Origin of the sequence: Subsaximicrobium wynnwilliamsii, assembly GCF_007997225.1 — a bacterium.
Taxonomy (GTDB): domain Bacteria; phylum Bacteroidota; class Bacteroidia; order Flavobacteriales; family Flavobacteriaceae; genus Psychroserpens; species Psychroserpens wynnwilliamsii.
This window is the reverse complement of the sequence record NZ_VORM01000029.1, coordinates 1-26624: the sequence shown is the minus strand read 5'-3', so window position 1 is coordinate 26624 and position 26624 is coordinate 1. Positions and strand designations below refer to the sequence as shown.

Annotated in this window: 26 protein-coding genes; 9 read left to right on the top strand and 17 right to left on the bottom strand. The window is 39.9% G+C overall.

Annotated features, from left to right (window positions below; translation table 11 throughout):
* The 11 genes from folE to ESY88_RS17785 form a co-directional block, all read right to left on the bottom strand.
* Entirely contained in the window at positions 1 to 690 is a 690-nt protein-coding gene (gene folE / locus ESY88_RS17835) for a GTP cyclohydrolase I FolE (RefSeq protein ID WP_147087991.1), read from the bottom strand.
* Positions 691 to 744: 54 nt separating this feature from the next.
* Positions 745 to 1020, bottom strand: a complete 276-nt coding sequence (locus ESY88_RS17830) for a TIGR03643 family protein (protein ID WP_147087990.1) — start codon at positions 1018 to 1020, stop codon at positions 745 to 747.
* Positions 1017 to 1445, bottom strand: coding sequence for a hypothetical protein (locus tag ESY88_RS17825; RefSeq protein ID WP_147087989.1), 429 nt, complete (start codon positions 1443 to 1445; stop codon positions 1017 to 1019). Before ESY88_RS17825 ends, ESY88_RS17830 begins: the two co-directional genes overlap by 4 nt.
* Before the next feature lie 270 nt (positions 1446 to 1715).
* Complete coding sequence (locus tag ESY88_RS17820; protein ID WP_147087988.1) at positions 1716 to 3188, bottom strand: cryptochrome/deoxyribodipyrimidine photo-lyase family protein; 1473 nt, start codon at positions 3186 to 3188, stop codon at positions 1716 to 1718.
* Positions 3178 to 4710 (bottom strand): cryptochrome/photolyase family protein, encoded by a 1533-nt coding sequence (locus ESY88_RS17815; protein WP_147087987.1) that lies wholly within the window; start codon positions 4708 to 4710, stop codon positions 3178 to 3180. Before ESY88_RS17815 ends, ESY88_RS17820 begins: the two co-directional genes overlap by 11 nt.
* 380 nt (positions 4711 to 5090) lie before the next feature.
* Positions 5091 to 6398: a DASH family cryptochrome gene (locus tag ESY88_RS17810; RefSeq protein WP_147087986.1), complete on the bottom strand. Its 1308-nt coding sequence runs from the start codon at positions 6396 to 6398 to the stop codon at positions 5091 to 5093.
* Complete coding sequence (locus ESY88_RS17805) at positions 6368 to 6517, bottom strand: DUF2256 domain-containing protein (protein WP_147088017.1); 150 nt, start codon at positions 6515 to 6517, stop codon at positions 6368 to 6370. The genes ESY88_RS17810 and ESY88_RS17805 overlap by 31 nt, the downstream gene beginning before the upstream one ends.
* 97 nt (positions 6518 to 6614) lie before the next feature.
* A complete protein-coding gene (locus ESY88_RS17800) occupies positions 6615 to 8039 on the bottom strand; it encodes an SDR family oxidoreductase (protein WP_147087985.1) in 1425 nt (474 codons plus the stop codon).
* Between the two features lie 158 nt (positions 8040 to 8197).
* Positions 8198 to 8812 carry a flavin reductase family protein gene (locus tag ESY88_RS17795; protein WP_147087984.1) on the bottom strand — a complete coding sequence of 205 codons (615 nt, stop codon included), beginning with the start codon at positions 8810 to 8812 and terminating at the stop codon, positions 8198 to 8200.
* Positions 8813 to 8815: 3 nt separating this feature from the next.
* A complete protein-coding gene (locus ESY88_RS17790; RefSeq protein ID WP_147087983.1) occupies positions 8816 to 10126 on the bottom strand; it encodes an ABC1 kinase family protein in 1311 nt (436 codons plus the stop codon).
* A 45-nt stretch (positions 10127 to 10171) separates the two neighbouring features.
* Positions 10172 to 10828, bottom strand: a complete 657-nt coding sequence (locus ESY88_RS17785) for a TetR family transcriptional regulator C-terminal domain-containing protein (protein WP_147087982.1) — start codon at positions 10826 to 10828, stop codon at positions 10172 to 10174.
* A gap of 244 nt (positions 10829 to 11072) precedes the next feature.
* On the opposite strand from ESY88_RS17785, the gene ESY88_RS21920 reads away from it, so the two are divergent.
* Positions 11073 to 11234 carry a hypothetical protein gene (locus tag ESY88_RS21920; protein WP_394343975.1) on the top strand — a complete coding sequence of 54 codons (162 nt, stop codon included), beginning with the start codon at positions 11073 to 11075 and terminating at the stop codon, positions 11232 to 11234.
* 12 nt (positions 11235 to 11246) lie between these two features.
* Entirely contained in the window at positions 11247 to 11918 is a 672-nt protein-coding gene (locus tag ESY88_RS17780) for a DUF2911 domain-containing protein (RefSeq protein WP_394343974.1), read from the top strand.
* A gap of 75 nt (positions 11919 to 11993) precedes the next feature.
* On the opposite strand, the gene ESY88_RS17775 is transcribed toward ESY88_RS17780, so the two are convergent.
* The 4 genes from ESY88_RS17775 to ESY88_RS17760 all read right to left on the bottom strand — a co-directional run bounded on the left by ESY88_RS17775 (position 11994) and on the right by ESY88_RS17760 (position 18431).
* Positions 11994 to 12962, bottom strand: coding sequence for a Gfo/Idh/MocA family protein (locus ESY88_RS17775; RefSeq protein ID WP_147087981.1), 969 nt, complete (start codon positions 12960 to 12962; stop codon positions 11994 to 11996).
* On the bottom strand, positions 12959 to 14734 hold the full coding sequence (locus ESY88_RS17770; RefSeq protein WP_147087980.1) for a sodium:solute symporter: 1776 nt from the start codon (positions 14732 to 14734) through the stop codon (positions 12959 to 12961). The genes ESY88_RS17775 and ESY88_RS17770 overlap by 4 nt, the downstream gene beginning before the upstream one ends.
* 228 nt (positions 14735 to 14962) lie before the next feature.
* A complete protein-coding gene (locus ESY88_RS17765; RefSeq protein WP_147087979.1) occupies positions 14963 to 17488 on the bottom strand; it encodes a PIG-L family deacetylase in 2526 nt (841 codons plus the stop codon).
* Positions 17489 to 17612: 124 nt separating this feature from the next.
* Complete coding sequence (locus ESY88_RS17760) at positions 17613 to 18431, bottom strand: transporter (protein ID WP_147087978.1); 819 nt, start codon at positions 18429 to 18431, stop codon at positions 17613 to 17615.
* Between the two features lie 171 nt (positions 18432 to 18602).
* Here ESY88_RS17760 and hpf point away from each other — a divergent pair, with 171 nt between their 5' ends.
* Positions 18603 to 18902: a ribosome hibernation-promoting factor, HPF/YfiA family gene (gene hpf / locus ESY88_RS17755; protein ID WP_147087977.1), complete on the top strand. Its 300-nt coding sequence runs from the start codon at positions 18603 to 18605 to the stop codon at positions 18900 to 18902.
* Positions 18903 to 19097: 195 nt separating this feature from the next.
* Here hpf and rlmH read toward each other — a convergent pair whose 3' ends face one another.
* A complete protein-coding gene (gene rlmH, locus ESY88_RS17750) occupies positions 19098 to 19571 on the bottom strand; it encodes a 23S rRNA (pseudouridine(1915)-N(3))-methyltransferase RlmH (protein WP_147087976.1) in 474 nt (157 codons plus the stop codon).
* A 90-nt stretch (positions 19572 to 19661) separates the two neighbouring features.
* On the opposite strand from rlmH, the gene nadC reads away from it, so the two are divergent.
* The 6 genes from nadC to ESY88_RS17720 all read left to right on the top strand — a co-directional run bounded on the left by nadC (position 19662) and on the right by ESY88_RS17720 (position 25906).
* Positions 19662 to 20522, top strand: coding sequence for a carboxylating nicotinate-nucleotide diphosphorylase (gene nadC, locus ESY88_RS17745; protein ID WP_147087975.1), 861 nt, complete (start codon positions 19662 to 19664; stop codon positions 20520 to 20522).
* A 171-nt stretch (positions 20523 to 20693) separates the two neighbouring features.
* On the top strand, positions 20694 to 21530 hold the full coding sequence (locus ESY88_RS17740; RefSeq protein WP_147087974.1) for a CvfB family protein: 837 nt from the start codon (positions 20694 to 20696) through the stop codon (positions 21528 to 21530).
* Between the two features lie 110 nt (positions 21531 to 21640).
* Positions 21641 to 22480 (top strand): 1,4-dihydroxy-2-naphthoyl-CoA synthase, encoded by an 840-nt coding sequence (locus tag ESY88_RS17735; RefSeq protein ID WP_147087973.1) that lies wholly within the window; start codon positions 21641 to 21643, stop codon positions 22478 to 22480.
* Positions 22481 to 22495: 15 nt separating this feature from the next.
* Complete coding sequence (gene menA, locus ESY88_RS17730; protein WP_147087972.1) at positions 22496 to 23401, top strand: 1,4-dihydroxy-2-naphthoate octaprenyltransferase; 906 nt, start codon at positions 22496 to 22498, stop codon at positions 23399 to 23401.
* Between the two features lie 318 nt (positions 23402 to 23719).
* A complete protein-coding gene (locus ESY88_RS17725; RefSeq protein ID WP_147087971.1) occupies positions 23720 to 25210 on the top strand; it encodes a hypothetical protein in 1491 nt (496 codons plus the stop codon).
* A gap of 18 nt (positions 25211 to 25228) precedes the next feature.
* Entirely contained in the window at positions 25229 to 25906 is a 678-nt protein-coding gene (locus ESY88_RS17720; protein ID WP_147087970.1) for a metal-dependent hydrolase, read from the top strand.
* 85 nt (positions 25907 to 25991) lie between these two features.
* Here the strand turns inward: ESY88_RS17720 and ESY88_RS17715 are convergent, their stop codons facing one another.
* The gene (locus ESY88_RS17715) at positions 25992 to 26498 is read right to left on the bottom strand and encodes an SDR family NAD(P)-dependent oxidoreductase (protein WP_223270880.1); all 507 of its coding nucleotides are present in this window, start codon (positions 26496 to 26498) and stop codon (positions 25992 to 25994) included.
* Positions 26499 to 26624: the final 126 nt, after the last annotated feature.

The window sequence follows — 26624 nt, the reverse complement described above, 5'->3', positions numbered from 1 at the left end:
TTATTGATTTATATAGTTTTGTAATTCAGTTATTTTTGCGGTTTTATTAAATTTTCCCCCATAGTACGCAGTTACAGTTGATGAGGTATCATCCTTAACGCCGCGTGAGGCCACACATAAATGTTTAGCGTCAATAATTACGGCCACATCATCTGTATCTAAAATACTTTTAAGTTCGTTGGCAATTTGATTGGTCAAACGTTCTTGAACCTGAGGTCTTTTGGCATAATATTGAACAATTCGGTTCAATTTTGAAAGTCCTATAACTTTGCCCGAAGATACATAAGCCACATGAGCTTTGCCGATAATTGGGACAAAATGATGCTCGCAATTGGAATAGAATGTGATATTTTTCTCAACCAACATTTGATTGTATCGATATTTGTTGTCAAACAAGGCAACTTTAGGTTTATTTTCAGGATTTAGACCTGAAAAAATCTCATCAATATACATCTTAGCCACGCGCTTCGGGGTGCCTTTCAAGGAGTCGTCTGTTAAATCCAATCCCATCACGTCCATGATTTCCTCGAATAAAATAGCGATGCGCTCTTTCTTCTCGTCATCAGTGAATTTGAAAGCATCGGCCTTCATTGGTGTTTCTAAACCGGTAGACAGGTGGTCTTCTCCAATGTCTTCAACAGAAAATCCGTTGAGTTGTTGTGAGTTGTTTTTCAAAGTGTTTGTATTCATATTAGTCTTTTTTAGGTGCTGTACTCAGGGACTCAATTCCTAAGTCAAAGCACGTTAGCGTTTTGAAATTGAGTTATTGGTAATCTGTTTTTGTCGGGAACATTTGAAACGTCCTTTTTCAAAGGTTCTCAATTTTTCATGTTTGGTTTTTCGGCCTTGAACGCGTTGTCGCCACATCCTGAAACTACTGGGTTTCATTTCTTTTCTCATCAATGCGATGACATCCTGTTCATTGAGATCAAATTGAAATTCAATCGCTTCAAAGGTGGTTCGGTCTTCCCAAGCCATTTCAATGATTCTATCGGTTTCTCTAAGACTCAAGTCTTTCATAGATCTCTAAAATTAAACTGTTCGTCATATTTCACTTTCTCATCCAGAAGTTTGTCAAAAAAGGGTTTATTCTCCTTAAACGTTTTACTGTTTCTAAAATGAACAAACTTGCCTTGGGCATGAATGCTGGCACCATTTGTTTTATAAAGCACCAATTGATAATATGGAATTACCCAAGTGTAATTTTTTAAGCCTTTATTGATGTACATTAAAATACCACCGGTGCGCATCTCGATATTTGCGTAGCTTAAGTCATCAATTCTATTGATATACTTTTGCATGTTCGGACTTACCTCAGCAACAATCATACGTTTGGAACCGACACCCTTTCGTTTGAACGTTTCAAAAAACGTAAAAGGCTTACCAACCAAACCGGTTACGATTTGTTTGTGTTCTTTGTTTGGATGTGTGGAATCTAAAATCAAATGTTTGTTTTTTTTCTTCTATGTAAATCTACGAAATGTTTAACGTTTATCTTTATAAGTTAAACAAAAATTAACATACTGTTATAACTGAAATCAATAGTGATCCCAACTGCCCATGATTACTGGGATACTGGCTATTTTATAAAAGGATTTCTTCGGAAGAATCTTGTGGTTAGAAACAGCTGGGTTCAATTGAATCTTGAAATGCTTAGCTCAAACAAAAATTTCAGCAGCATTTAGAACATTGAGCCCTGAACCAGGAACAAAAAACTACTTATTCCGAAGCGTATGTTTTTTTAGGATGCGCTGGCTCTCTTCACGAACTTTTTTATTCTTCCGAAGGTTCCATAAGGTATCGCTGGCTTTTTTCCTGGTAGAATCTAAATCCACAATTGGATACGGATAGTCCTTGCCCAATTCAAAATTGTAGAATTGCTGCTCCATCTCTGTCATTAAATAAGGTTCGTGGGCGAAAGGTGTGTCTAAATCTGCTAATTCTGGCACCCATTTTTTAATGAAATTAGCCTCAGGGTCATGCTCTAAACTGTTTTTTACAGGATTATAAATGCGCAGCATGTTGGTGCCAGTTTCTCCAGCCTGCATCTGTAATTGCGGATAATGGATGCCAGGCTCAAAATCTAAAAACATTCGCGACAAGTGCTTGGATGCATCTTGCCAAGGTTGCCAAAGGTTATGTGTGAAAAAAGACACCACCAAAGCGCGCATTCTAAAATTGAGATAGCCCGTTTCATTGAGACAGCGCATGCAAGCATCAACCAAAGGAAAGCCGGTTTGGCCGGTTCGCCAAGCCTCTTGATAGGATTCTGATATTTCTTTTTTCAGCTTTTGAAAACCTTTGTTCACGCTTTCGGCTTCCATGGTGTGTTCCATTTCGAACTTCTGCACAAAATGCGATTGCCAGCGCAACCTAGACATGAAGGCTTCCAAAGCTTGTTTGTTTTGAGATGTTTTCTTTAAATGATACGCTCTGTGATAGACTTCGCGAATGGACAAATTGCCCCAGGCCAGATAAGGCGAAATTCGGCTACAGCCTGTTCGTGCCAATTCTGGTTTAGAAATATGAAACATGTAATTGACATAACGACTCTCAAAAAACGAATTTAGATACTTCAGTCCCATACTGCGCCCACCTTTTTGAAATGGCGACGCTGCTGAGGTTTCCAAAGATGGGATGGTGAACAGAAATTCAACTGCCTCAATCGCTTCAGTAGTTACTAATTGTGCGTCTTTTGGAGCGAATGTTAAGGGCTCAATTTCGAAATAAGCATTGCATTGCGCCATCCATTGATCTCGGTTTTGCAATCCGCGTTGAACACCATTATTGAGGTTTTCATGCCAAGTGATGAGATTGTTCTTGCAAAAGCGCTTAAAGGATTTATCGCGGTTATAAGTTAGCAGAATCCCGGTTTCTTGATGCGAAAAAATATCAGTGATGTGAAATTGGGTCAATAATTGATTGACGGCACTAATGATATCGGCTTCCACCGCAAGGATTTTAGAATTGTAATCCTTCAGCAAAACATTCAAATCCCTTATCGATTCCCTAACAAAATCCCAATGCCTTGCGCTGTAATGTTCATCTTCCATAAGCATGGTCTCAAAGGTGTAAAGTAGGAGCGTGCGTTTGTTTGATTGTAAGGCATTCACGATGGCCTCATTATCTTCAAGGCGTAAGTCGCGTTTTAGCCAAACGACGTTTATATGTTCTTTATCAGTATTCATCTTGGTGTGCTATTATATGTTGTGCCCTTTTTTTAAGCGCGTTGACATCGGCAGTTTTCATTTTGTCCAAAACGCTGTACATCATCCCCATTCGGAAATTATTACCTAAAAATTCTCGTTTTTCGTCTAGAAAATTCCAATACAGACTATTAAACGGGCAAGCATCTTCTTCTACCTTCTTAGTGTGTTTATAATGGCAATCTTTACAATAATTACTCATTTTATTTATATAAGACCCTGAAGACACATAAGGTTTTGTGGCAATTTTTCCGCCATCGGCAAATTGACTCATGCCTCTGGTGTTTGTTAATTGTACCCATTCAATCGCGTCTACATAGATACCTAAATACCAAGCATCTACCTCGTCGGGGTTGGTTTGGGTCAACAAAGCATAATTCCCAGTAATCATCAAGCGCTGGATGTGGTGGGCGTAGCCATTATCCAACGAATTGTTGATGGCGTGCTTGAGGCAATTCATTTTAGTGTTTCCCGTCCAGAAGAATTCTGGCAGTTTATTGTGATTCTCGAGTGCATTCTTTGTTTTATATTCTGGCATCAAGGCCCAATACATACCGCGCATATATTCCCGCCACCCAATTATTTGCCTCACAAAACCTTCTACTTGCGAAATATGGATGCTGTCACTGTTTTTGCGGTAATAGTTCATTACCGTCTTGACCACATCTTTGGGCGAAATGATTTTTAGATTCATGGCAAATGAAAGTCTGGAGTGAAACAGGTAATCCTGTTCGGTATGCATCGCATCTTGAAAATCCCCAAAACGCACCAATAACTGTTCACAAAAATATTTTAGCTGGTCCAAAGCTTGATTCCGGTCAATGGGATAGGCGAAGGTCTTGGTCCCAAAATGACCTATGGTTTTGATTTCGGCAGTTGCGATGTCTTCAACAATGGCTTCCACATCATTTTTATAATATTTGTAATTTGGGATGTTTATATCGCCTTTCCACTTGTTGCGATTGCTTTTATCGTAATTCCATTTGCCGCCTTCGGGCTGGCCGGCCTCCATTAAAATATCGTGTTTTTTGCGCATATCCCGATAAAAATTTTCCATGAGGTATTGCTTTTTGCCTGTGTAGAATTTTTCGAGATCTTCACGCTCTGTATAGAAATGTTCTGCGGAAAAGACTTCAGATGCAAGCTCCAACTCTTTACAGAAATGAGATAATTGCTCGTCTAGCCGAAACTCATCGGGCGCGATATATTCAAATTTTTCAATTTTATGTTCTTGTAAAAGCAACTTCAAATTCTTCGGAAGGCTCTGTGTGTTGTGGGCATCATTGATTTTGAAATAAACAACCTTATGACCCTTCTCCTCCAAATGGGAAGCCATCTGCCGCATCGCAGCAAAAAAACCGATCACTTTTTGAATGTGGTGCGCATCGTAATCTGTCTCCTGTCGCATCTCAAACAGGCAATAGGTCACGTCATCATTGGCGTCCTTAAACCAAGAATGTTTACTGTTTAGTTGGTCGCCAAGTAGGAGTCTGAGTGTTTTCATAATTGATTTGGTTCACAGGGTTTCACTGAGTTTAGCAGAGGTTGTTTAGATGGTTGCTGCTACTTTGTGGTATTTTTATTTCACTGATTTTCAAAGAGTATCTCAGCGTTTTTACAGCGTTTCTATGAGCTTGCTATGCTGATTGCAGTCATTTTGCGCTGTTTTTCTTTCACTGAGTTTTTGCTGAGTTTTAAAAGAAAGTTCTGTGCCGCTCTGCGTCATCACTGCGTGACTCTGCGGCATTATTTTTATTGAGCTTTAAATCGCCGTGTCGCTCTGTGACATCTCTGCGTGACTCGGCGATATTTTTCACTAAGTCTTAAAGACCAAGCACTCTGTTTCTCTGTCTTAGGTCTTGCTTCTACCGCGTAGAATAATCACTAAAAGAGCGTTTCCTGCAACCATAAGCGTCTGTATTTGCCTTCCGCATCATAACGCTCGGCTTGAAACGTTACGTTGAATTTTCTATCTCTCGGGTCATTGCCTACGCCAGCCACATACATCCAATTGCCATAATTGCTGTGCACATCATAATCCACCAGTAAAGATTCAAAATAGGCAGCGCCAATGCGCCAGTCCAATAAAAGGTCTTTCGCAAAATAGGAGGCGACGTTTTGGCGGCCACGATTGCTCATGAATCCTGTTTTGTTGAGCTCGATCATATTGGAATTTACAAAATCGGACTTAGTATCACCTCGCATCCATTTTTCTATTTGCTTATGATCGGTTTTCCAATCGTAATCTTTTTGAAGAATGCCGCCAATCTTAAAAAGGTTGTTGCCATGCTTTAGCGAGATGTATTTAAAATAATCGCGCCAGATCAGCTCGAAAATCAACCAATAGGTGGAATCATTCTTAAACGCTTCTTTTTCAAATTGTTTGACTTTCCAATAAATCGTACGTGCAGAAATACTGCCATTAGCCAACCAAATGGAAAACTTAGAACTGAAATCCTTACCGATCAATCCGTTTCGGGTCTTTTTGTAAACCCCTAATTTTTTCGTTTCAAAAAAATAATCATTCAAACGTTGCATCGCTGCAGTTTCGCCTCCTTTAAATGGAATTGCGGTATTGGAATGCGCCTTAAAATCTTCGAAGCCAAGCACGTTGAGACTCGGGATTTCCGTAGTATTATTGATATCATGAGATTGCGCAGCTTCAACGGAACCAATTGTTCTTACCTGACTGTATTTTTCAACTTTTTTCCTGAAATTGGTATAAACCTGCGGAATTTGATCCACCGTCATGTTGATGTCATCTGGATGATACAGAAACTGATCGTAACGGGAATGGAATTCAATCTTGTTTTTTAATTCATGTTCCAAGGCTTCGGAAACCTCCAATTCTTCTTGGGTCCATTCCTTTTGAAAGTAAATGTCCCTAACATTGAAATCGGCAACTAATTTGGGAATCGCAGTTTCTGGCTGATCATGAAACACAAACAATTCCACTTGAAGTGTCTTTAAATTGGATTTTAAATCGGCGATGGTTTCTATCAGAAATTTAGCTCTGAATTTCTCTGTTTTTTTGAATCCGTAACTAGTTTCGGCATAATGTCTTGGGTCAAAACAATAAACTGCAATGACTTTGGTGTGTGTGTCTAAAGCCTGTCTTAATACTGAATTATCTTCCACCCGAAGGTCATTCCTAAACCAGACTAAACCGATGTGGTCTTGTTTCTTCTGCATTTTTCACTACAATATTTAACGCTGTCCCAATTCTTTTCCCACTTTTTGCGCCATGTAAAAGGCAAACCACAAACCGGACATGTTTTTTGTGGCAAGTGTTGTTTTTTTGTGTTTTTCATCATAAAATCGTTTCGCAGCGTTTCGTGGAGGATTCGCAAAGCGACACTGAGCAGATTTCAAGCAAGCTAAAATCTTATTGGTTTTTTACTTAACACCTCAAATTTCAACCAATTTATCTGCCATTCCGTTGAAGATGAAGCCATGAAAAGGAAAAACGGCGTACCAATACAATCGGCCAGCGAGGCCTCTTGGTCTAAAGGTTGCGGTTTGCTTGAGCATCCCATCCTCAATCTTGAATTCTAGCCAAGCCTCGCCAGGTAACCGCATCTCAGCATAGAGCAGTAGTTTTTTCATATCTCTATCTGCAAAGATCACACGCCAGAAATCCAATGCGTCTCCAGCATCGAGCTGAGATACGTGGGTTCTTCCGCGACGCAGGCCAATGCCTCCAAACATTTTATCCATATAACCTCTAATCTTCCAGAGTATGGTACCGTAATACCAACCTGTGGTGCCGCCGATACTCCAGATTTTATCAAGTGTTTTTTCAGTGTCTATGACGCTGCGCTCCTTGTAATCCTTGAAACAACCATAAACTGGCACATTCACATATTTATGAAAGCTGTTGCGCAAACGGCCGCTGCTTACCATAGAATCCTTCCAACTGGAAACAATACTGTTCTGTTCAATCTTTTCGAAGGCCAATTTGACCGCCGTTTTGTAGGATAAAGGTTCCACATTTAGCATCTCATTGATATTGCTGGGATTGCCAATGATTTGAACCCCCATGCTATCTACCAATGAACTCGCTAATTTGTAGGAGGTTGATGTGACAAAATAAAGCCAATAGGATGATAATTTGGGCGTCATCACGGGAACGGTCAAAATGTACCGCTTCAAACCACGCACTTCAGCAAATCGCAGAAGCATTTCTTTATAGGTTAGGATTTCTGGCCCAAAGACGTCGTAAGAATGATTGTATAAGCGTTCGTCACCGGCGGCTCTACTCAAGAAAAAGAGCACATCCCTTACTGACAAAGGTTGAGATTTGGTATTGAGCCACTTTGGTGCAATCATCACTGGTAATTTCTCGACCAGATCCCTAATGATTTCAAATGAAGAACTACCAGAACCAACAATAATACCAGCTTTGAAAATCGTCAAACCGTACTGATCAGACTCTAAAATATGTTCTACATTCTTACGACTTCTAAGATGTTTGGATAGTTTCTTTTCGTTGGTAATACCGCTTAAATAAATGACTTGTTTCACATCGGTTTTTTCGATGTAAGCCTTAAAGTTGATCGCACATTTCTCTTCCAAAGACTCAAAATCCTTAGAGGAATTTGACATGGAATGAATCAAATAGTAAGCAATGTCAATGTCTTTGGGGATGTTACTTAATGTTTCTGGCTTGAGAAAATCGGCCTCGATGATTTCAATATGTTCTTCCTCCAAGTAACTTTTATCTGCTCTTAATTTGTCCCGAACTGCACAAACCACGTCGTGATCATCATTGATCAACAAAGGGATTAACCGCTTGCCAATGTATCCTGTGCCACCTGTGACTAAAATTTTCATGTTCGATTCGTTTAAAGATTGGTTCTGAAGGGAAAAAGCGTGAGTCGTTTTATGAAATTTACAAATTTCATATTCCAAATTCCAAAAAGCAATTAATTATTTTTCTTCGGAAGTCTTAAGTGTGACTGCGAATCCTGCTGCGACTGAAAACTAATCCTTCACTTCGGCCGCTGATACTCAAATCGCACACTGGAATCTGCCACAGCATAGGCGTCCAAACCGTTGATTGCAGAAACTTTGCCTTCTGAAAGATTGATGAATCCATCCGCTTTAAGCAAACCCTCTTGCACATAGATCCCTTTAATTTGACCAATCACCAAAATGGTTCCGTTTTCTTTTATGGGATATTCGGCTTCGAGTTGCATCGCTAGTTGCAATGGTGCAGATTTCACGAAAGGGGCGTGAAATTCATTTTTATATTCTGAAAGGAGGTCGGTCTTATCAAACTCTGATATCTCTGCATCATATTTAGCCGATGTGTGATGCGCATCTTTCAAAATCCCGGCATGAATGTGATTAATCGTATAAAATCCCGTGTCTTTGATATTGTCATACGTGTTTCGGGCAACAGATGTAGGCCGGCAGAAAAATCCCAAAAGGGCAGGGTCAGAGCCAATATGGGTCACTGAGCTGAAAACCGCTAAATTTTCAACACCACGTACCGATTTACTGCCAAGTAAATTGGCCGATTTATAGCCAGAGCAGCAGTTAACCAAATTGATTTTATAAAGATGCTCAAAAGTTTCAAAATCGGCATTGGGGATATAGATCATGACTTATAGCGTATGGAAATTATTGATTTTGATACCTTTCGCTTTGAGGTCGAACATCAAATTATACAAGCCGAAAAAGGTGCGATTCATATAAATGAAATGTTGGGAGCCTCGGTTGGCGTTCATTTTCCGCAGTTCTGAATTCTTTGAATATTTTTCTCCTAGAGCAGCAATCTTTCCGAAGAAACTTGGGTCGGAAAAATCAAAGACTTCAGAATGTAAAGGTTGCGTAAATAAACTCAACATCTCATGGAACATGGCAGTGAAGAATTTCACTTCCTCTGCATTGTCATCTTCCCTTAAAATTTCCAATTCATATAATTTATTCTTAAAATAGGCTGGATCTGCCATGTGTTCTTCCTTGGCTAAATCAAAATAAGGCGTGTAAAATTCATCAGGGATTATTTTCATACACCCAAAATCCAAGGCAATCAACTCACCGGTTTTTGAGATCAAGAAGTTTCCAGGATGAGGATCTGCATGCACTTTTTTCAAATTGTGAATCTGAAACATGTAAAAGTCCCAAAGCGCCTGGCCTATTTTATTGGACATGTCTTGGTCTTCATTATGTGCCACAAATTCTGAAATATGCTCACCATCCATATAATCCATGGTAATGATGCGCTCTGAAGACAAATCTTCATAGTATTCGGGGAATTTCAGATTGGGAATATGTTTACAGGCTTTTGATATTTCTTTAGATTGTTTGACTTCTAGAATATAATCGGTTTCTTCTCTCAATTTATTTTCAACTTCCTTGAAATATTTGTCTGAGCCTTTGCCTTTGATATTGAACATGCTCATTGCAATGGGTTTAACCATCGCCAAATCTGAAGCAATACTCTCCGCAACGCCTGGGTACTGGATTTTCACAGCAAGTTTTTTCCCGTCTTTTTCTGCCAAATGCACCTGTCCAATGCTGGCAGCGTTTACAGACGTTGCGTTGAAAGTATCATAGATTTCGCTCGGAAGCTTTCCGAAGTATTTTTTAAAGGTTTTGAGCACCAAAGGAGGCGACAATGGGGGTACAGAGAATTGCGCCAAAGAGAATTTTTCGACGTAAGCCTGAGGCATAATGCTCTTTTCCATACTTAACATCTGCGCTACTTTGAGCGCACTACCCTTGAGTTGTTTGAGTCCGTCATAAATATCGGTAGCGTTGTTGTTATTTAAGCGGTCTTTTGCTTCTAACTCAGTTTTAGATAATTTATCCCCATAATATTTGAGGTAATTCACACCAATTTTGGCACCTGTGGTAACCAATTTACTGGCACGTTGTATTTTTGAAGTGGGTATTTTGTCTATTGTTTTCATATCCAATGCTCATGAGAGCGGGTATCTTCTAATTTAATTGTTAATCTATTTCATCTTTACGCGCTCTTTGAAAATGAATTTCCCAAAGTCAATTAAACTTCTCACTGGTGCCACGTCCAAAACATCAAAACTCGTGTTGACGGATTTCTCAATGAAAATATCTGTCTTCTCAAAACTCGCCGAGGTATCATCCATCCAAAACTTCATGGTCAATAATAATTGCAGCCAAGCGGTTTCTTTAAGTCCGCGAGTTTGGATTTTATCTAATTGCGCTTGTTTGATATCAATAAGATCAATCCCTAAATTGGCTATATAATGTGTGAATGCTCCTTTGAGTTTTGTCAACACTTTTAGGCGCTTCATGTCATTCTTTTGTTCCTTAAGCGCATAAATCACATAACTTCTATTCGCGGTAAGGTTTTCAAAAAAGGTAAAATAGAAACTCAACAATTTGTTTCTAGGATCGAAATTTTGATACTCGGGACTTTTCTCCAAAACCACAAGCGAATTATCAAAAAACGCTTTGAAAACGTGTTCTTCCACCGCTTCAAAAGAGCCAAAAAATTCATAGAATTTGGATTCCTCAAAGTTGTTCGCCTTAGCAAAAGCATAGACTGTGCTTGGTTGTTTGTTGTGTTCCAGCACAAAATCCATGTACATGCTGATTATGTCGTTTGCTGAACTGTTTTTTTTCTTAGCCATTGTACTATTTTTAGTTTGATAAAGGTACGAAATGTTTAAAGATTTAATCAGAATGTTAAACAAAAATTAACAGGCTATTTGTTAACCGGCTTCTGATGGGTTTTCTCAATGTCGACTATTTTGAATGGATTAGTAGCTTTGAACTGCCCAGAACAGCTATATTTTAGGCTTTTATTAACATTAATGGCATGGGCTTAGTTGTAATTTTACCCGTATTGAACACTAACCTTAAAATAATTATAAGATGAAAAAATTACTATTAGCATTTGCTGTGATCGCAATGACTTTCAATGCAGAAGCACAGATTGAAACGCCTCAACCGAGTCCTTTTGCCAAAGTGGAGCAAAAAGTGGGATTGACCGATGTGACCTTAGAATATTCTAGACCTAGCATGAGAGATCGTTAGATCTTTGGCAATTTGGTGCCTTACGGTAAAATGTGGCGTTTAGGAGCCAATGACAACACAAATATCACATTCAGTGATGATGTTATGATTGGTGGTAAAAGTTTAAAGGCTGGAACTTACGCCATTTTTGCCTCACCAAACAAATCAAACTGGGAAATTGTTTTTTACAATGATCCTTCCAATTGGGGCTTGCCTAAAACTTTGGATGAAAGTAAAATTGCCGCTAAAGTAACTGCAGAGGTAATGGACTTACCAACAAACATTGAAACCTTGACCATCGGTTTTGGCGATTTGACCAACGATTCTGCAACTATGGCAATTATGTGGGCCAAAACTTCAGTAGCTGTTAAAATTGAAGTGCCAACTGATAAAACGGTTTCCGCTTCTATCGAAAAAGCAATGAACGGTCCAACAGCTGGCGATTATTATGCGTCTGCTGTGTATTATAGCCAAGCCGGGAAAGATATTGAAAAGTCAAAAATGTGGATGGAAAAAGCCATGAGCATGATTGAAAAGCCAGCATTTTATCAATTGAGACAACAATCTTTAATTTATGCTCAAGCAGGCGATAAGCAAATGGCAATTGATACCGCTAAAAAATCTTTGGCTCTTTCAAAAGAGGCTAAAAATGACGACTACATTAAAATGAACACGGACTCATTGAAAGAATGGGGGGCAATGTAATCTGGTATTAAGTACAAAGTACAAAGTGAAAAGACCTTTTGAAATTTTTCAAAGGGTCTTTTTTTATTGTAGACTCTAATAACTCAGGCCAATTTGAGAGCGAACCGCATCCAAAAGGCGCATGAGTTTTTTACTGAAATCGAAGCTCATGACATCACTTTCGGTTTTGTGTTGTCTCAGGAGCGTATTAAAATGATGGGTCTCAAAATTATAGCCGTTTGTAGTGTATCCAAAATCAATCGTTTCTTCTTTCTCTTCGGAAATAAGCGTTACCGTGGTTGGCTCTTGAAATCTTGAGTTGATTTTTATAATTCCCTTTTCGCAATAAAAAATGGCTTCGGTTTTTGTTTCTTCCAGCAAGCTGCATCTTAAATGGGCTTCAACGTCGTTTTCGTATTGAAAAACCATTTGGGTGGATGAGTCTGCGCCATTTTCAAAAAATGTGGCCTCTGCGCTTATGTCTTTTGGCATTCCTAGTGCGGATAGCGCAGCAAAGATGGGATAAATTCCAATATCCAATAAACTACCGCCACCAACAGATTTTTTAAACACCCGCGAATCCATATCGATTTGAGGTTTGAATCCGAAATCGGCTTCCATTTTTATTATTTTTCCGAAGGTCTCGTTGGATAGTTCCTTAAGGGCGTATTGATAGTGAGGTAGAAAATAGGTCCAAAGCGCTTCCATCAAAAGTGTATTGTTCGCTTTTGCAACTGCAATCATCGTTTCCACGTCCTTGAGGTTCATGGCTAAGGGTTTTTCACACAAGACCGCCTTTCCATTTTGAAGCCCCAATAAGGCGTGTTCTTTGTGAAAACTGTGAGGTGTGGCAATGTAAATGGCGTCAACCGCAGTATCGGCCACCAGTGCTTCGTAAGAACCATAAGCTTTTTCTGCGCCAAATTCCTTAGCGAAAGCAGCTGCTTTTTCTGCGCTTCTTGAGGCGACCGCCTGTAGTTTCACAGCTTCGACACTTTTTAAATCTGTTGCGAATTTATGGGCGATTTTCCCTAATCCTATAATGCCCCAATTAATTGTTTTCATGCGATTAGAATTTGTGAGTTCTCATAAATAAGGTATCCAAAATAAAACAAGATGCTACTTAAGCCAAGCAAGATCCACTTGTCAAGTTTGCCTAATTTCTTAAAATCGATAAGCATGGCAATGATAATGACAATGAAACAGCCAACAAAGTTTAGCCAAAGAAAGGGTAATTTGATTACATCGTATTCATTCAGCAAAAAGAGTGCTATAACTAAAAATTGAGTGATGATTGCAGCAGTAAACACGGCATTACCCTTTACAAATTTAAAGAAAAATGCCAGTAAAAATATACCCAATACATTTCCGTAGAAAATAGAGCCTATGATGTTGACCAGCTGGATCAGATTTTCGGCAAGATTGGCTACGCAGGCCACGCCAATCGCCATGATTCCCCAAAGTAATGTAAACCATTTGGAGCTGTTTAGCATTTGGGTTTCGGTTTTTTCGCTTACGTTTCGTTTATACAAATCCATCGTGGTGGTGCTCGCTAAAGCATTCAATTCACTAGAAGTGCTGGACATGGCAGCGCTTAAAATAACAGCCAACAATAATCCAATGAGACCTTTTGGAAGGTTGTTCAGTATAAAATGGATGAACACATAATCTTTATCGTTACTTTCCACTTTTATGCTTTTTGATTTTCCAGCTTTGTCGATAAGCGTCTTGGCTTGTACGCGAATTTGGTCTTGTTGCGCGTTTGCCAGAGCAATGCTTTTGAAGTTTTCTGAATTGTTTTCAGAAACAAAATCATTGATAATACCTTGTTTCTGCTCAAAAATAGCTTGTTGTTTTTGCTGAAGGTCCTCGTACTCCTCAGCATACTCTGAAGTCAAAACCACATCGGTCGCCGTGGGATTGAAATTTACGGGCGCTGCGTTGAATTGATAGAACACAAAGACCATCACACCAATCAATAAAATGAAAAATTGCATCGGTACTTTAAGGAGTCCGTTGAAGATGAGTCCCAATTGCATTTCCTTAACCGATTTGCCTGAAAGGTAACGCTGCACTTGACTTTGGTCGGTTCCAAAATAGGAGAGCATCAAAAAAGTACCGCCAATGATGCCGCTCCAAACGGTATAGCGGTTATTGAGGTCGAAGGAGAAATCAAGCACTTCCATTTTTCCGCTAGCACCGGCAATATCCAACGCTTTTGTGAAGGTAATGTCATCTGGAAGTTGATTGAGAATGATAAAAAAGGCGATAATCATTCCGGTAAAAATAATGACCATTTGATGCTTTTGGGTCACGTTTACCGCTTTGGTTCCGCCGGAAACCGTGTAGATAATAACCAAGACCCCGATGACGATGTTCAGCACCAAAATATTCCAACCCAATACGGCCGATAGAATGATGGCGGGGGCAAAGATCGTGATTCCTGCTGCCAGCCCGCGTTGAATCAAGAACAGAATCGCAGTTAAGGTTCTGGTTTTCAAATCGAAGCGATTTTCCAAAAACTCATAGGCCGTATAGACCTTAAGCCGATGATAGAGCGGAATAAAAACAATGCAAATCACAACCATGGCGATGGGCAATCCAAAATAGAATTGCACAAAACCCATCCCGTCATTGAAGGCTTGACCTGGCGTTGATAAGAAGGTAATCGCACTAGCTTGTGTGGCCATGACCGAAAGGCCGATGGTCCACCAAGGTGTTGTATTGCCACCTTTGAGATAATCCTGCACATTTTTGCTGCCACGGGTTTGATAGGTTCCATAAGCAACGATGGCGACTAAGGTAGTGATAAGAATAATCCAGTCTAGAGCTTGCATTTTAGAAGTATTTGGTGATGACGTAAAATGCAACAATATAGAGCAGGTTGGCAACGAGAACGAGCGTGTACCATGGGCTCCATTGGTATTTTTTTAGACTGGGTGGTTTTGACATGGACTCAAATTCTTTTAAGGGTTAGTTTTTTTGCCACGAACTTGTCTGCCGAAAGGCAGGTACACGACTATTTAATCATTGATGTTGTTGCGCAAATGAAAAATAAGATATCATTATTTTTTCATCTGTTCATTCTCAGACATTTCATTCTTCCCTAGTGACAACATATTGGCGAATAAGCGATAGGCACCAGACACTCCTGCTGGAAACTCCCTAAAAAAGCTCAAACCTGTGTACACATAATGACCTTTGCCATATTTAGCGACCAAAAGGCTACCCCTTTTCGGACTTTCATTTTTATCATGCATGGAGAGAATGGGCGTGAATTCGTTGGCCCATTCATCTGGGAAATAGAGTCCGCGCTCTTGGGTCCAGCCTTCAAAATCTGCTTTAGTGATTTTGTTGGGTTGGTTCAAGACTTCACTTTCAGTAGCCAAAAGAGTGACCTTCGCATTTTCATCGGTCACGCGATCCCGGGATAGTTGTAATGTATAGGGAGCCAGTTCCTCGGTTACTAAGCCACGATTGGTATTGTATTGTACAATAAGGTTTCCGCCTTGAGCGACATAATCGAATAATTGTTGCTGTTTGAATTTAAGTGCATCCAAAGTATTGTAAGCTCTAATGCCCACGACCACGGCGTCAAATTTCTGTAGGTTTTCTGCGGAAAGTTCCTCAGGTTTCAACAAGCTCACGTTATAGCCAATTTGCCTTAGACTTTCAGGCACTACATCGCCAGCGCCTTCGATATAACCGATATTTTCCCCACGTTTTTTGATGTCTAACCTCACGATTTTGCTTTCGCTTGGCAGCAGAACCGCTTGAAATGGAATGTGGTCATACTCCATTTCCACCAATTCTTTGGTGTAGGTTTTGTCGCCCACATGAACTATTGGCGAGATCAAGCCCTCACTCTGTTCTTTTGGCGGAATCACGGTAAAAACCAGGGATTGGGTTTCGCCTTTATAGGTAATTTCGAATTTCTGTTTTTGCGGATAAACCTTCCAGTTTTTGGGATAAGCCAATTCCACATAACCTTCCAAATCGTTGCGACCCGATTTAACCAGCACTTCAATATCGCGCTGGGCATCACTATTGAGAATAATGACTTTTTCTGAAATGCTAGCCGAAGCTTCTGGTATAATATCAAAAGGTTTATAGACTTCGCCTTTTACGGGGTCATTGGTTTTATAAATTACCGTTTTCTCAATATCAATCGGGCTGTTTTCAATATTTAAATTAAAAGTGACCTTAAGGTTGCGAGGGGTTCTGGGTTTACCAATCAATTTAGGATCTTCCACTTTGTACATGCCCAAACTTCCCTTTTTAGTTAGCCAATAGGGCGTTGTAAATGCTTCGTCGGGACTGATTTTAAAACTTTCCTTGAATTCAAAACCTGCATTGTTTTCGAGTTTCAAATGCTTTGAAACCTCAACGCCATTCGGGATTTTTATGCTCGTTAAGCTAATATTCGAAGTACTTCGGTTGATGGCCTCGATGTTTAAGGCAACCGTTTCATTTGGTGTCGCAAAATTGCTCGCTGCGCTTGCCTCCAGATAAAGACCAGCGCAAGCGGTAATGATGTTTTTGATTTCTTTGGTTTTAACGGTTTTCCAATGGGTGTTCTCCAAATTTGTTATGAGTTTATAAGCGCGCATCAAATTTGGAAGGGATGCCGAAGGATTTTTGAAATCATAATTATTTTGAACCTCAGTTAAAATATCGCCGATGGCCTTTCCGCCTTTTACGCGGTTCCAGGTGGTATCAATCCCTTCAAAAATATTCGATTTGTCTTGAGGTAAATCGCCATTGATAAGTTCAATGTATTCCAACTGCTCACCGCGACTTCCCATGCTTCCGAAGCCTTGTGACTTATGCTGACTTCTACTCAAAGCCGCAATTTCTGGGTTGCTCTTTCCGCTTGACGGAAAATAAACGCCAGTGTCAATCTGTAATAAATTGGTTTTATCGGCTTCATCAAAAGCTTCTTGGCTGCCGTAGAACCACCAGGACGTGTTGAAAAATTGGCGTTTGGTTTGCCAAGTATCAACTAATTTGAGCTGTTCTGGAAAGGCGTTTTTATCGTTTGCCAAATCAAATGCCTCAACACTCAACATGGCAGAACTGGTGTGATGTCCATGGGTTGAGCCCGGACTGCGATGATCAAAACGGTTGATGATCACATCAGGCTGGAAACGTCTAATCGCAAGCACCACATCGCTCATGACTTCATTTTTGTCCCAAATGGCCAAGGTTTCGTCTGGGTGTTTGGAATAACCAAAGTCATTGGCTCGGGTAAAGAGCTGTTCGCCACCATCAATGCGACGTGCGGCCAGCAATTCCTCAGTGCGAATCAAACCCAATAGCTCACGTATTTCTGGACCCACAAGATTTTGACCGCCATCGCCACGCGTCAAGGATAGATAGGCGGTGCGGGCTTTAACTTCGTTGGACATATAAGATATCAAACGGGTATTCTCATCATCGGGATGAGCTGCCAAATATAAAACCGAACCCAAGAAATTGAGTTTTTTTATGGATTCGTAAATTTCTGAAGACGAAAGTTTTTTAGGTTGCTGCGCAATGGCCAGCGTGGTGGTCATGAAAAAGAGGACCAGGAAGCGTAAAATTCTTTGCATGATTGTGTTTAAAAGCTTTTGCCCAAATATACAAAGTTAAGGTAGTGAGCGTGGATTTTTAGGTTTTTTTAACGTTATGAAGGCTTACAAATTAAGGACTTCAAGAAGCTGTGCCCTGTTCGTTTTAATGCTTAAAAGCATAGACCAAACCAAATCCATAACTAGGGCCTTGAAAGGTATTGCGACCATCTAATACATAGGCAAAACTCCCAAAAGCACCTAGTTCCTCATAAATGGGTTTGTATAATGTAGCGTCAACTTTTTGAAAATTGACTCTGAGTTCTCTAAAATTCTGCGGTCTTGGCGTGCCTCTATAGTCGATACCGCCCAAGCTATGCTGCATTTCGTAATAGAGGTCGTAGTACCAACTTTTTGTTGCCCTACCTAATTTAATGACCGCTGGGATGCTATTTGGGACTTCTTGGAGTTTATACGAAAATCCGCTTTGGATGGTGGTAAACCAATTGGATTTCAATTGGTAATGCAGCATTGCTCTAGTGTCTATAATGCTTGCTTGCTGCCCAATATCGTAAAGCCCACCTATGGCATAGTTGCTTAACGGTGTTGAAAACCCCAATGCGAGGCTTAATTCAATGCGGTTATTTTCATTTTGTTTTGAATAGACTTTGTATTTTGAAAACAGGGAAAGGTCTTGAAAATCCATATTGGTTTCACTTTCAATGTAGGGTAGGGAGACTTGGATGTTGAGTTGGTCTGTAATTCCGTAGGAAGTGAATAATGAGGTGTAGCTCAGTTTTCGGTTGAGATTGGAAGCCTCCCGCCCAATCAAATAATCGGAATTATTGGCAAAGCCGTAGCCTAAAACTAAAGAAGCTTCTTTTTGTTGCTTATAGAAGCCGTCAATAATCCCTTGAGAATAGATCTGCTCGCTATAGGCGAAAAACAGTGACAGCACAAAAAATATTTTAAATTTAGGCTCCATAAACTCTAAGTGTTTGTTTTCTGAAAAAACTTAGAGAAGCATGAGCAGAATGACAAGGAGTATTTGATTTTTAGCGGAAAAATTACCAATATTTTAAGAAATCCGTAGCCTTAAAAATCGCAAAAAGCCGTAATTTGTAATTCTAATATTAACCACTAAAAATGAACGATTATGACTGTGAATTTTCAATACGTTGACGTAGATGTGAGTGAAAGCTTAAGTGCTTTTACTGAAGAAAAACTTGACAAACTCTTTAATAGATATGAATTTATTGTGGGTGCAGACGTGTTCTTCAAAAAAGACACTAATGAACCTGAAAAAAATAAAATCTGTAATATTAGATTGAGCCTGCCTGGCCCTCGATTATTTGCCACCTCAAGTGAGAAACAATACGAAGTCGCGGTGCGAGAAACCATTTGCGATCTCGAACGCCAGCTGAAAAAACGCAAAGAAATTTTTAAGACTCACTAGAGTGGGTTTGAGGTTTGTAGTGTTGGCTGATGAAAGGTAGTATTCAGTTCAAGTTTCAGTCGTATTTTTAGTTATTGATAGTATTTTGGATTTACGATTCACGAATATTGAATATTGAATATTGAATTCGAATGTTCGGTTTAAATTTCCCACTACCCACTACCCACAACCCACAACCCACAACCTCCTGCCCACTCACTTATGATGATAAGGCTCATTTCTTAAAATCGTAAAGCCTCGGTACAACTGCTCAATCACAAATAAGCGAATCATTTGATGGGAAAAGGTCATTTTTGATAATGACAGTTTCCCATTTGCTTTTAGGTAGATGTCTTCAGAAAAACCATAAGGACCACCAATAACAAAAACCAATTGTTTAATGCCGGAGTTCATGTGCTTCTGCAGGTAATTGGAAAACGCCACAGAATCTATTTGCTTGCCGTTTTCGTCCAAAAGAATGAGAATATCGGTTGGATTCAATTTGCCCAAGATGAGCTCGCCTTCCTTTTGTTTTTGTTGCGCCTCACTTAAATTCTTGGCTTTCTTGAGGTCTGGGATGATTTCGAAATCGAACTTGATGTAAAACCCCAACCGTTTTTGGTAGTCGGCTATGAGTTTCTGTAAATCTTTATTATCGGTTTTGCCAATGGCCAGTAACTTAATCGTCATGCTTCAAAGTTACGTTTTTTTAGGATTTGGGATTTTATTTTTAAAATTTTTCAGGATGCAATCCCTATTTTTACACTAAATACTTCAAATATGATTTCAAAAGCGCAATTCAATACAGAGATAGAACTCATCATAGCCAATGCCATTCGTGAGGATGTTGGTGATGGCGACCACAGTTCATTGGCCTGTATTCCTGCAACTGCTCAGGGCAAGGCAAAATTATTGGTAAAGGATAAAGGCATCATTGCAGGGGTGGAATTCGCAAAACAGGTCTTTGCGCATATCGATAAAGATTTGAAAGTGGAAACCTTGATCAATGATGGGGATCAAGTAAAGCAAGGTGACATCGTGTTTTATGTAGAAGGAGCTTCACAATCCATCTTAAAAGCAGAACGCTTGGTTTTGAACGCCATGCAACGTATGAGCGCCATTGCGACCAAGACCAAGTCATTTGTCGCTTTGTTGGAAGGTACTGGCACCAAAATCCTAGATACCCGGAAAACGACACCAGGGATTCGCGCACTTGAAAAATGGGCGGTAAAGATTGGGGGTGGCGAAAACCATCGCTTTGCACTCTATGATATGATCATGCTAAAGGACAATCACATTGATTTTGCTGGTGGGATTAGCAAAGCCATCGAAAAAACAAAACAGTATTTAAAAGATACAGGCCGGGATTTAAAGATCATCGTTGAAGCCAGAAACTTGGAGGAAATCAAAGCCATCCTCAAGGCTAAAGGCGTGTATCGCATCTTGATTGATAACTTCAATTATGAAGATACCAGAGCGGCTGTGAAATTAATAGGCGACCAATGTTTAACCGAATCTTCCGGCGGCATCAACGAAAAAACCCTAAGAACCTATGCGGAATGCGGCGTGGATTATATTTCATCAGGCGCATTGACGCATTCGGTTTATAATATGGACTTGAGCTTAAAAGCAGTAGACTAGAGCTTAAGGTCCAAGGCTGTTCAAAGTTCGAGATTTAATAGTCGAAATTCAGAACTGGTCTTCCGGGTTATTAATCCCAAAAAAAAATATTCTAGATAATCCCTATTGTTCCGTATAAATTTTAAGGCTTGAAGCCTATAGCGCATTCCCAAATATCTGTATCTTTGCGCCATGATTAGAATTGGAGATTATAACACACTTGAGATCATTCGTGAAAGCGAACAAGGTCTTTATTTAGGCGACGGGGAAGAAAAGGAAATCTTATTGCCAAACCGATATGTGCCAGAAGCATTCAAAATTTGGGATAAGATCGAAGTATTTGTCTATTTGGATAATGAGGAACGCCCAGTTGCTGTGACCGATGAGCCTTATATCATTCGTGACGATTTTGCAATGCTGCGCTGCAACCAAGTGACTGCACATGGCGCTTTCTTGGATTGGGGACTGGTAAAGGAACTTTTTTGTCCGTTTAAAGAACAAGCCTTTAAAATGAAAGCAGGTGGCTGGTATTTGGTGCACTGCTATTTGGATGATGAATCCAATAGGTTGGTGGCTTCAAGTAAGACGAATCGGTTTTTGGACAACGCGACATTGACCGTTCAGGAATTTGATGAAGTGGATTTGATAGTGTCGCACCCTTCAGATATGGGGATGAACGTGATTGTGAATAACCAACATCACGGTCTCATTTTCAACGATAATATCTTCAAGGATCTTAGCGTTGGCGACCGGTTGAAAGGCTACGTCAAAAAAATAAGACCCGATAATAAATTAGATATTGTACTCGGTAAAATCGGGTATCGAAAAATTGAGCCCAATGCCGATTTGATCGTGGAGCATCTTGAGAACAGTCGTGACGGTTTTATACCGCTCAATGACAAATCAGATCCCAATGCCATCAAGAATGAACTTCAAATGAGCAAGAAAACCTTTAAAAAGGCCATTGGCACGCTTTACAAGCAGCGCGTAATAAGCATCGATAACGATGGCATTCGTTTGATAAACTAATTCATAAAAATTTGCAGCGGGGTATATGAGCTGTGCTTAAAACGAAGAGCGGCAAGAACACGCATACAAATTCAGTAAAAGCATTATTTTTTTTAAAAAGATCAACTGTTATGAAAAAAGCCGAATGGGTCACTGCAAAAACCTATGAAGACATTACCTATAAAAAGTGCGATGGCGTGGCGAGGATCGCCTTCAATCGTCCAGATATTAGGAATGCTTTTCGTCCAAAAACCACTTCAGAACTTTATGACGCTTTTTACGATGCCAATGAAGACGTCAATATAGGCGTTGTTTTATTTTCTGCGGAAGGTCCAAGTTCCAAAGATGGCATTTGGAGTTTTTGCTCTGGTGGCGATCAAAAGGCTAGGGGACACCAAGGTTATGTGGGTGAAGATGGGTATCATCGACTCAATATACTTGAGGTACAGCGATTGATTCGTTTTATGCCAAAAGTGGTCATTGCAGTGGTTCCGGGTTGGGCCGTTGGCGGTGGTCACAGTTTACACGTGATTTGTGATTTGACCTTGGCCAGTAAAGAGCATGCTATTTTTAAGCAAACCGATGCCGATGTGACCAGTTTTGACGGTGGTTATGGTTCTGCTTATTTGGCGAAAATGGTGGGGCAAAAACGAGCACGGGAGATCTTTTTCCTCGGAAGGAATTATTCAGCACAAGAAGCCTTTGACATGGGGATGGTAAATGCAGCTGTTCCGCATGAAGATTTAGAAGCTACAGCCTACGAATGGGCTCAGGAAATTTTGGAAAAATCTCCTACATCCATCCGCATGCTCAAGTTTGCAATGAATTTGACCGATGATGGCATGGTTGGCCAACAGGTTTTTGCTGGAGAGGCGACACGACTGGCTTACATGACCGATGAAGCCAAAGAGGGTCGTGATGCTTTTTTAGAAAAACGCAAGCCTAATTTCGATAAAAAATGGATTCCATAAATTAGAAACGCTTTCATGTTCAAAAAAATACAGCCTTGGCTTTCAGCATTTAGGTTACGCACTTTGCCTTTATCGGTTTCAGGAATTATTTTGGGGTCTTGTTTTGGATATTCCATAGGGGCATTTGACGGTTGGATCATGTTTTTGGCCATTCTTTTAACCATTAGCTTACAGGTGCTTTCCAATCTGGCCAACGACTATGGCGACGGTGTTCGAGGTACCGATAACGAAAACCGACTGGGTCCAACGCGTGCCATTCAAAGTGGTGCAATTACTCCAGATGAGATGATTAGTGGCATCAAAAAAAATGTACTCCTTATTGTCGTTCTTACCCTATTGTTGATCTTCACCGCATTTAAGGATGAATATCTTGGTTATGCCTTATTGTTTTTTGTGTTATCTGCCGCTGCGGTTTATGCTGCAATCAATTACACGGTTGGTCGTTCTCCTTACGGTTATCGCGGTTTGGGAGATATCTTTGTGTTTTTGTTTTTTGGCGTAATGAGTACTGTGGGCAGTTATTTTCTATACAGCAAACAATTGGATTTTTATGTGCTACTTCCCGCAGTTTCGGTAGGTTTGTTTAGCGTTGGCGTTTTAAACCTCAATAACATGAGAGATATTGAATCTGATGCACTGTCTAATAAACGAACTTTAGCCGTAATATTGGGAAGTAAAAATGCTAAGATCTATCATTTGGCGCTCATTATTTTAGCCATGATGGTGGCTTTGATGTTTAGTGTGATTCATTTTTCCTCATTATGGAATCTCCTGTTTTTATTGGCCTATATTCCCATGAGCATTCACATAGTCAAGATCTACAAGGCCAGAAGTGCACCCGATTATGACTCACAGTTAAAAGTACTTGCACTCAGCACCTTTTTATTTTCTGTTTTATTGGGGGTAGGGTATATTCTATAAATACTTCCGCTTAAATCATTTTATTTTTTTCAAGTGCTTAAGACATAGGTCATTTGCTAAATCCCAGTCCATTTAGATTTGAGCGAAATAACAAAAGATTCCCGTGAACATCTTAAAGATCATGCCGTAATTACTTCAAAGCAAGTATTGATCCTGCCTTAAAACCATTGGTAAAAATGAAGATTTTTATACATGAGCCTTCAGCTTAAAATGGAATAGTTGTCTGAAAAATCTTATAATTTAAAGTAGGAAAAAGGTCTGGACGAAGATTAATCAAAGAATTTTTTCTATTTTGCCAGCTCATTTTAAATCCTTCCAATGAAAAAATTTTTACTCTTGGCGTGCTTTATAGCCGTTAGCGCCGCTTATTCACAAACTACAACCAAACTATCTGTTTCTGAAAGTGAGGAATACAAAGACGAGGTCAAAGCCAAAGATATCCTGGCAATCCACACCACTAATTCTGGGCTAACAGGAATTATTAGAGACTCAAAACGCGACTTTCTATTTGATGTATTTGATACTGGTCTCAATAAGGTTTTTAACATGGTCGTGGAGAGCGACAGGAATGAAACTTTTGTTGGCGAACTTTTTTCTGGCGAGGAAATGAAATTCTTTACTGTCGATTCGCCCAAAAAAACGGAACGCATCATCTATTGCCATATTTTCAACTTGGCTCAAAAAAGTGTCAAAAAAGTCAAACTCTTTGAAACCACAGTTGAAAAGAAACAAGCCCTTTTTTCTGGAGGCAATAAACGGGAAACCAGTTTTGCCATTTCCCCCAGCGGCAATTATTTTGCAGTAACCACCGATAACTCCAAGAAACACGCCAATGCTTATACGATTAGGGTTTTTGATGCCTCTAATTTGAGTCTGCTCTTTGAAAAAGTCTACCAAGAGCATGAGGAGCGCTATTATGAGCACAACGACTTGTCTATCGATGACGAGGCCAATGTCTATGCTTTGGGGAAATTATTTGTGAAAGGACGTTCGCAAAAAAAGGATGGCGAGGCCAACTACGAATTTGTGCTGAATAAGATTTCAAAGAGCGACATGAAGGCCATTAGTATCGGCATGGATGAGGAGCATATTCAATCGCTGAACATTTCAGTAACAGAAAACCAGTTGAATTTGTTGGGGTTTTATTCTGAAGAGCGTGCAGGACGCATCAAAGGTGGCTGTAATTTTACCATCGATAAAAAAGAATTGGCCATCACATCCAAAAAACATCAAGACCTGCCCATAGCTGTTTATGAGGATTTATATGGCGATAAACGTGCCGATCGCAAAAAGGATAAAGAGCTTACCAGTTTTTACGTGGATTATGTGCTCACAGATGATGATGACAACACCTACATGCTGGCCGAAGAGTTTTACATCACTACCACCTACGTGAGCATGGGAATGAATGGGGGTCACATACAGACCGTTAATCATTATGATGATGTTTTGGTGTTTAAATTTGATAATAGTGGTAACTTAGCTTGGGGAAGAAGTATATTTAAAAGGGCCACGGCACCATCATATAACGCTTTTGTGAAAAACAACCAACTGCATGTGATCTTGAATTCTGGTAAAAACCTGCTTGAGAAAAACGATGGTAGAACCAAAGTATCCAAAGGCTTTTTAGAATCTTCTTCCTTATATGACATTGTATATTCCGCAGATGGGGACGTGTCTTATGATAAAATTCAGGATAACAAAGGCAATACCGATTATGTGCCATTTTTTGGAACCTTCGAAACGGGCACCTTTATCATGTCTAGCGCAGGTGGCGGCCGGAATAACCAGTTTATGATATTAAAGTAACCGAAAAAAACAATACAAATGAAAATCACTTTTTATGGTCATGCCAGTTTGGGAATTAAAGTGGATGACACCTATATCTTGGTCGATCCTTTTATATCTGGTAATCCTAAGGCCAGTGCTATAGATATTGAGAGTTTAAAAGCAGATTACATCCTGGTCACTCATGCACATCAAGATCATATTCTTGATGTTGAAAGCATAGCCAAACGTACGGGTGCTGTGGTCATTTCCAATTTTGAGATTGCCAATCATTTTGATGCATTGGGTATTGAAACCCATCCCATGAACCATGGCGGACAGTGGGATTTTGAATTTGGAAACGTAAAATATGTACCAGCCATTCACACATCTTCCTTTCCAGATGGCAAGTATGGTGGCCAACCCGGCGGATTCGTGATTGAGGGAGAGCGCAAGAACATATACATTGCAGGGGACACATCACTAACTATGGACATGAAGCTCATCCCAATGTTTACCAAGCTGGATCTGGCCATTTTACCTATTGGCGATAATTTTACAATGGGCATCGACGAAGCCATCATTGCCAGCGACTTTGTGCAATGTGATAAAATATTGGGCTATCACTTCGATACCTTTGGCTATATCGAGATTGACCATGAAGAGGCTAAACGCAAGTTTTTTGATAAGGATAAGGATTTAATGATTTTAGAAATCGGGGAAAGCATTGAGCTATGAGCTATTAGTGATTAGCTATTAGCTTGGGATTTGGAATTTATGTTTCGAGATGATTGTTAATCATACCGTCCATGGCATAAGTATATTATCGCACCTCACTGCGTTTGACCAGGCAATGAAGCCATCGTGGCGACAAACGCTTCACAAAGACACCGAAGCGTTCAAATTTGCCAATGTAGGCCTCAAATTTTTCTTTTTTAATCGCTTTGATCATTCGTTTTGAGAAATCTTCCACTGATAAGCCATTTTCAGTAGCGGTATCATGTGAGTTGAGTTTGGATCCGTCACCTGTCAATGCGTTTCTAGAAACTTCAGTATTGACAAAGCCTGGACAAATTAGTGTCACTTTAATGTTATCTTTTTCGTGCTCCATGCGTAGTGCGTCAAAAAAACCATGTAAAGCATGTTTGGCGCCACAATAACCAGAACGGTATGGCGACGAGAATTTCCCCATCAAACTAGACACAATTACAAAATGCCCAGATTTATGTTTCACATAATGCGGCAACAAGGCTTTAGACAGACCAACTGTTCCTAAATAATTGACCTCCATCAATCTTTTATCGACACTGATGTTGGTGTCAATTACCACCTGTTTTCGTCGCTGGGACACCCAAGTTAGAAATCGAATAATTTCGCTAAATTTTGTTGCTGCTCGGAGTTGATTATGGTGGTGTAAGTTATTTCCTTGGTAACAGGGTGTTTTACTTTTACGGCA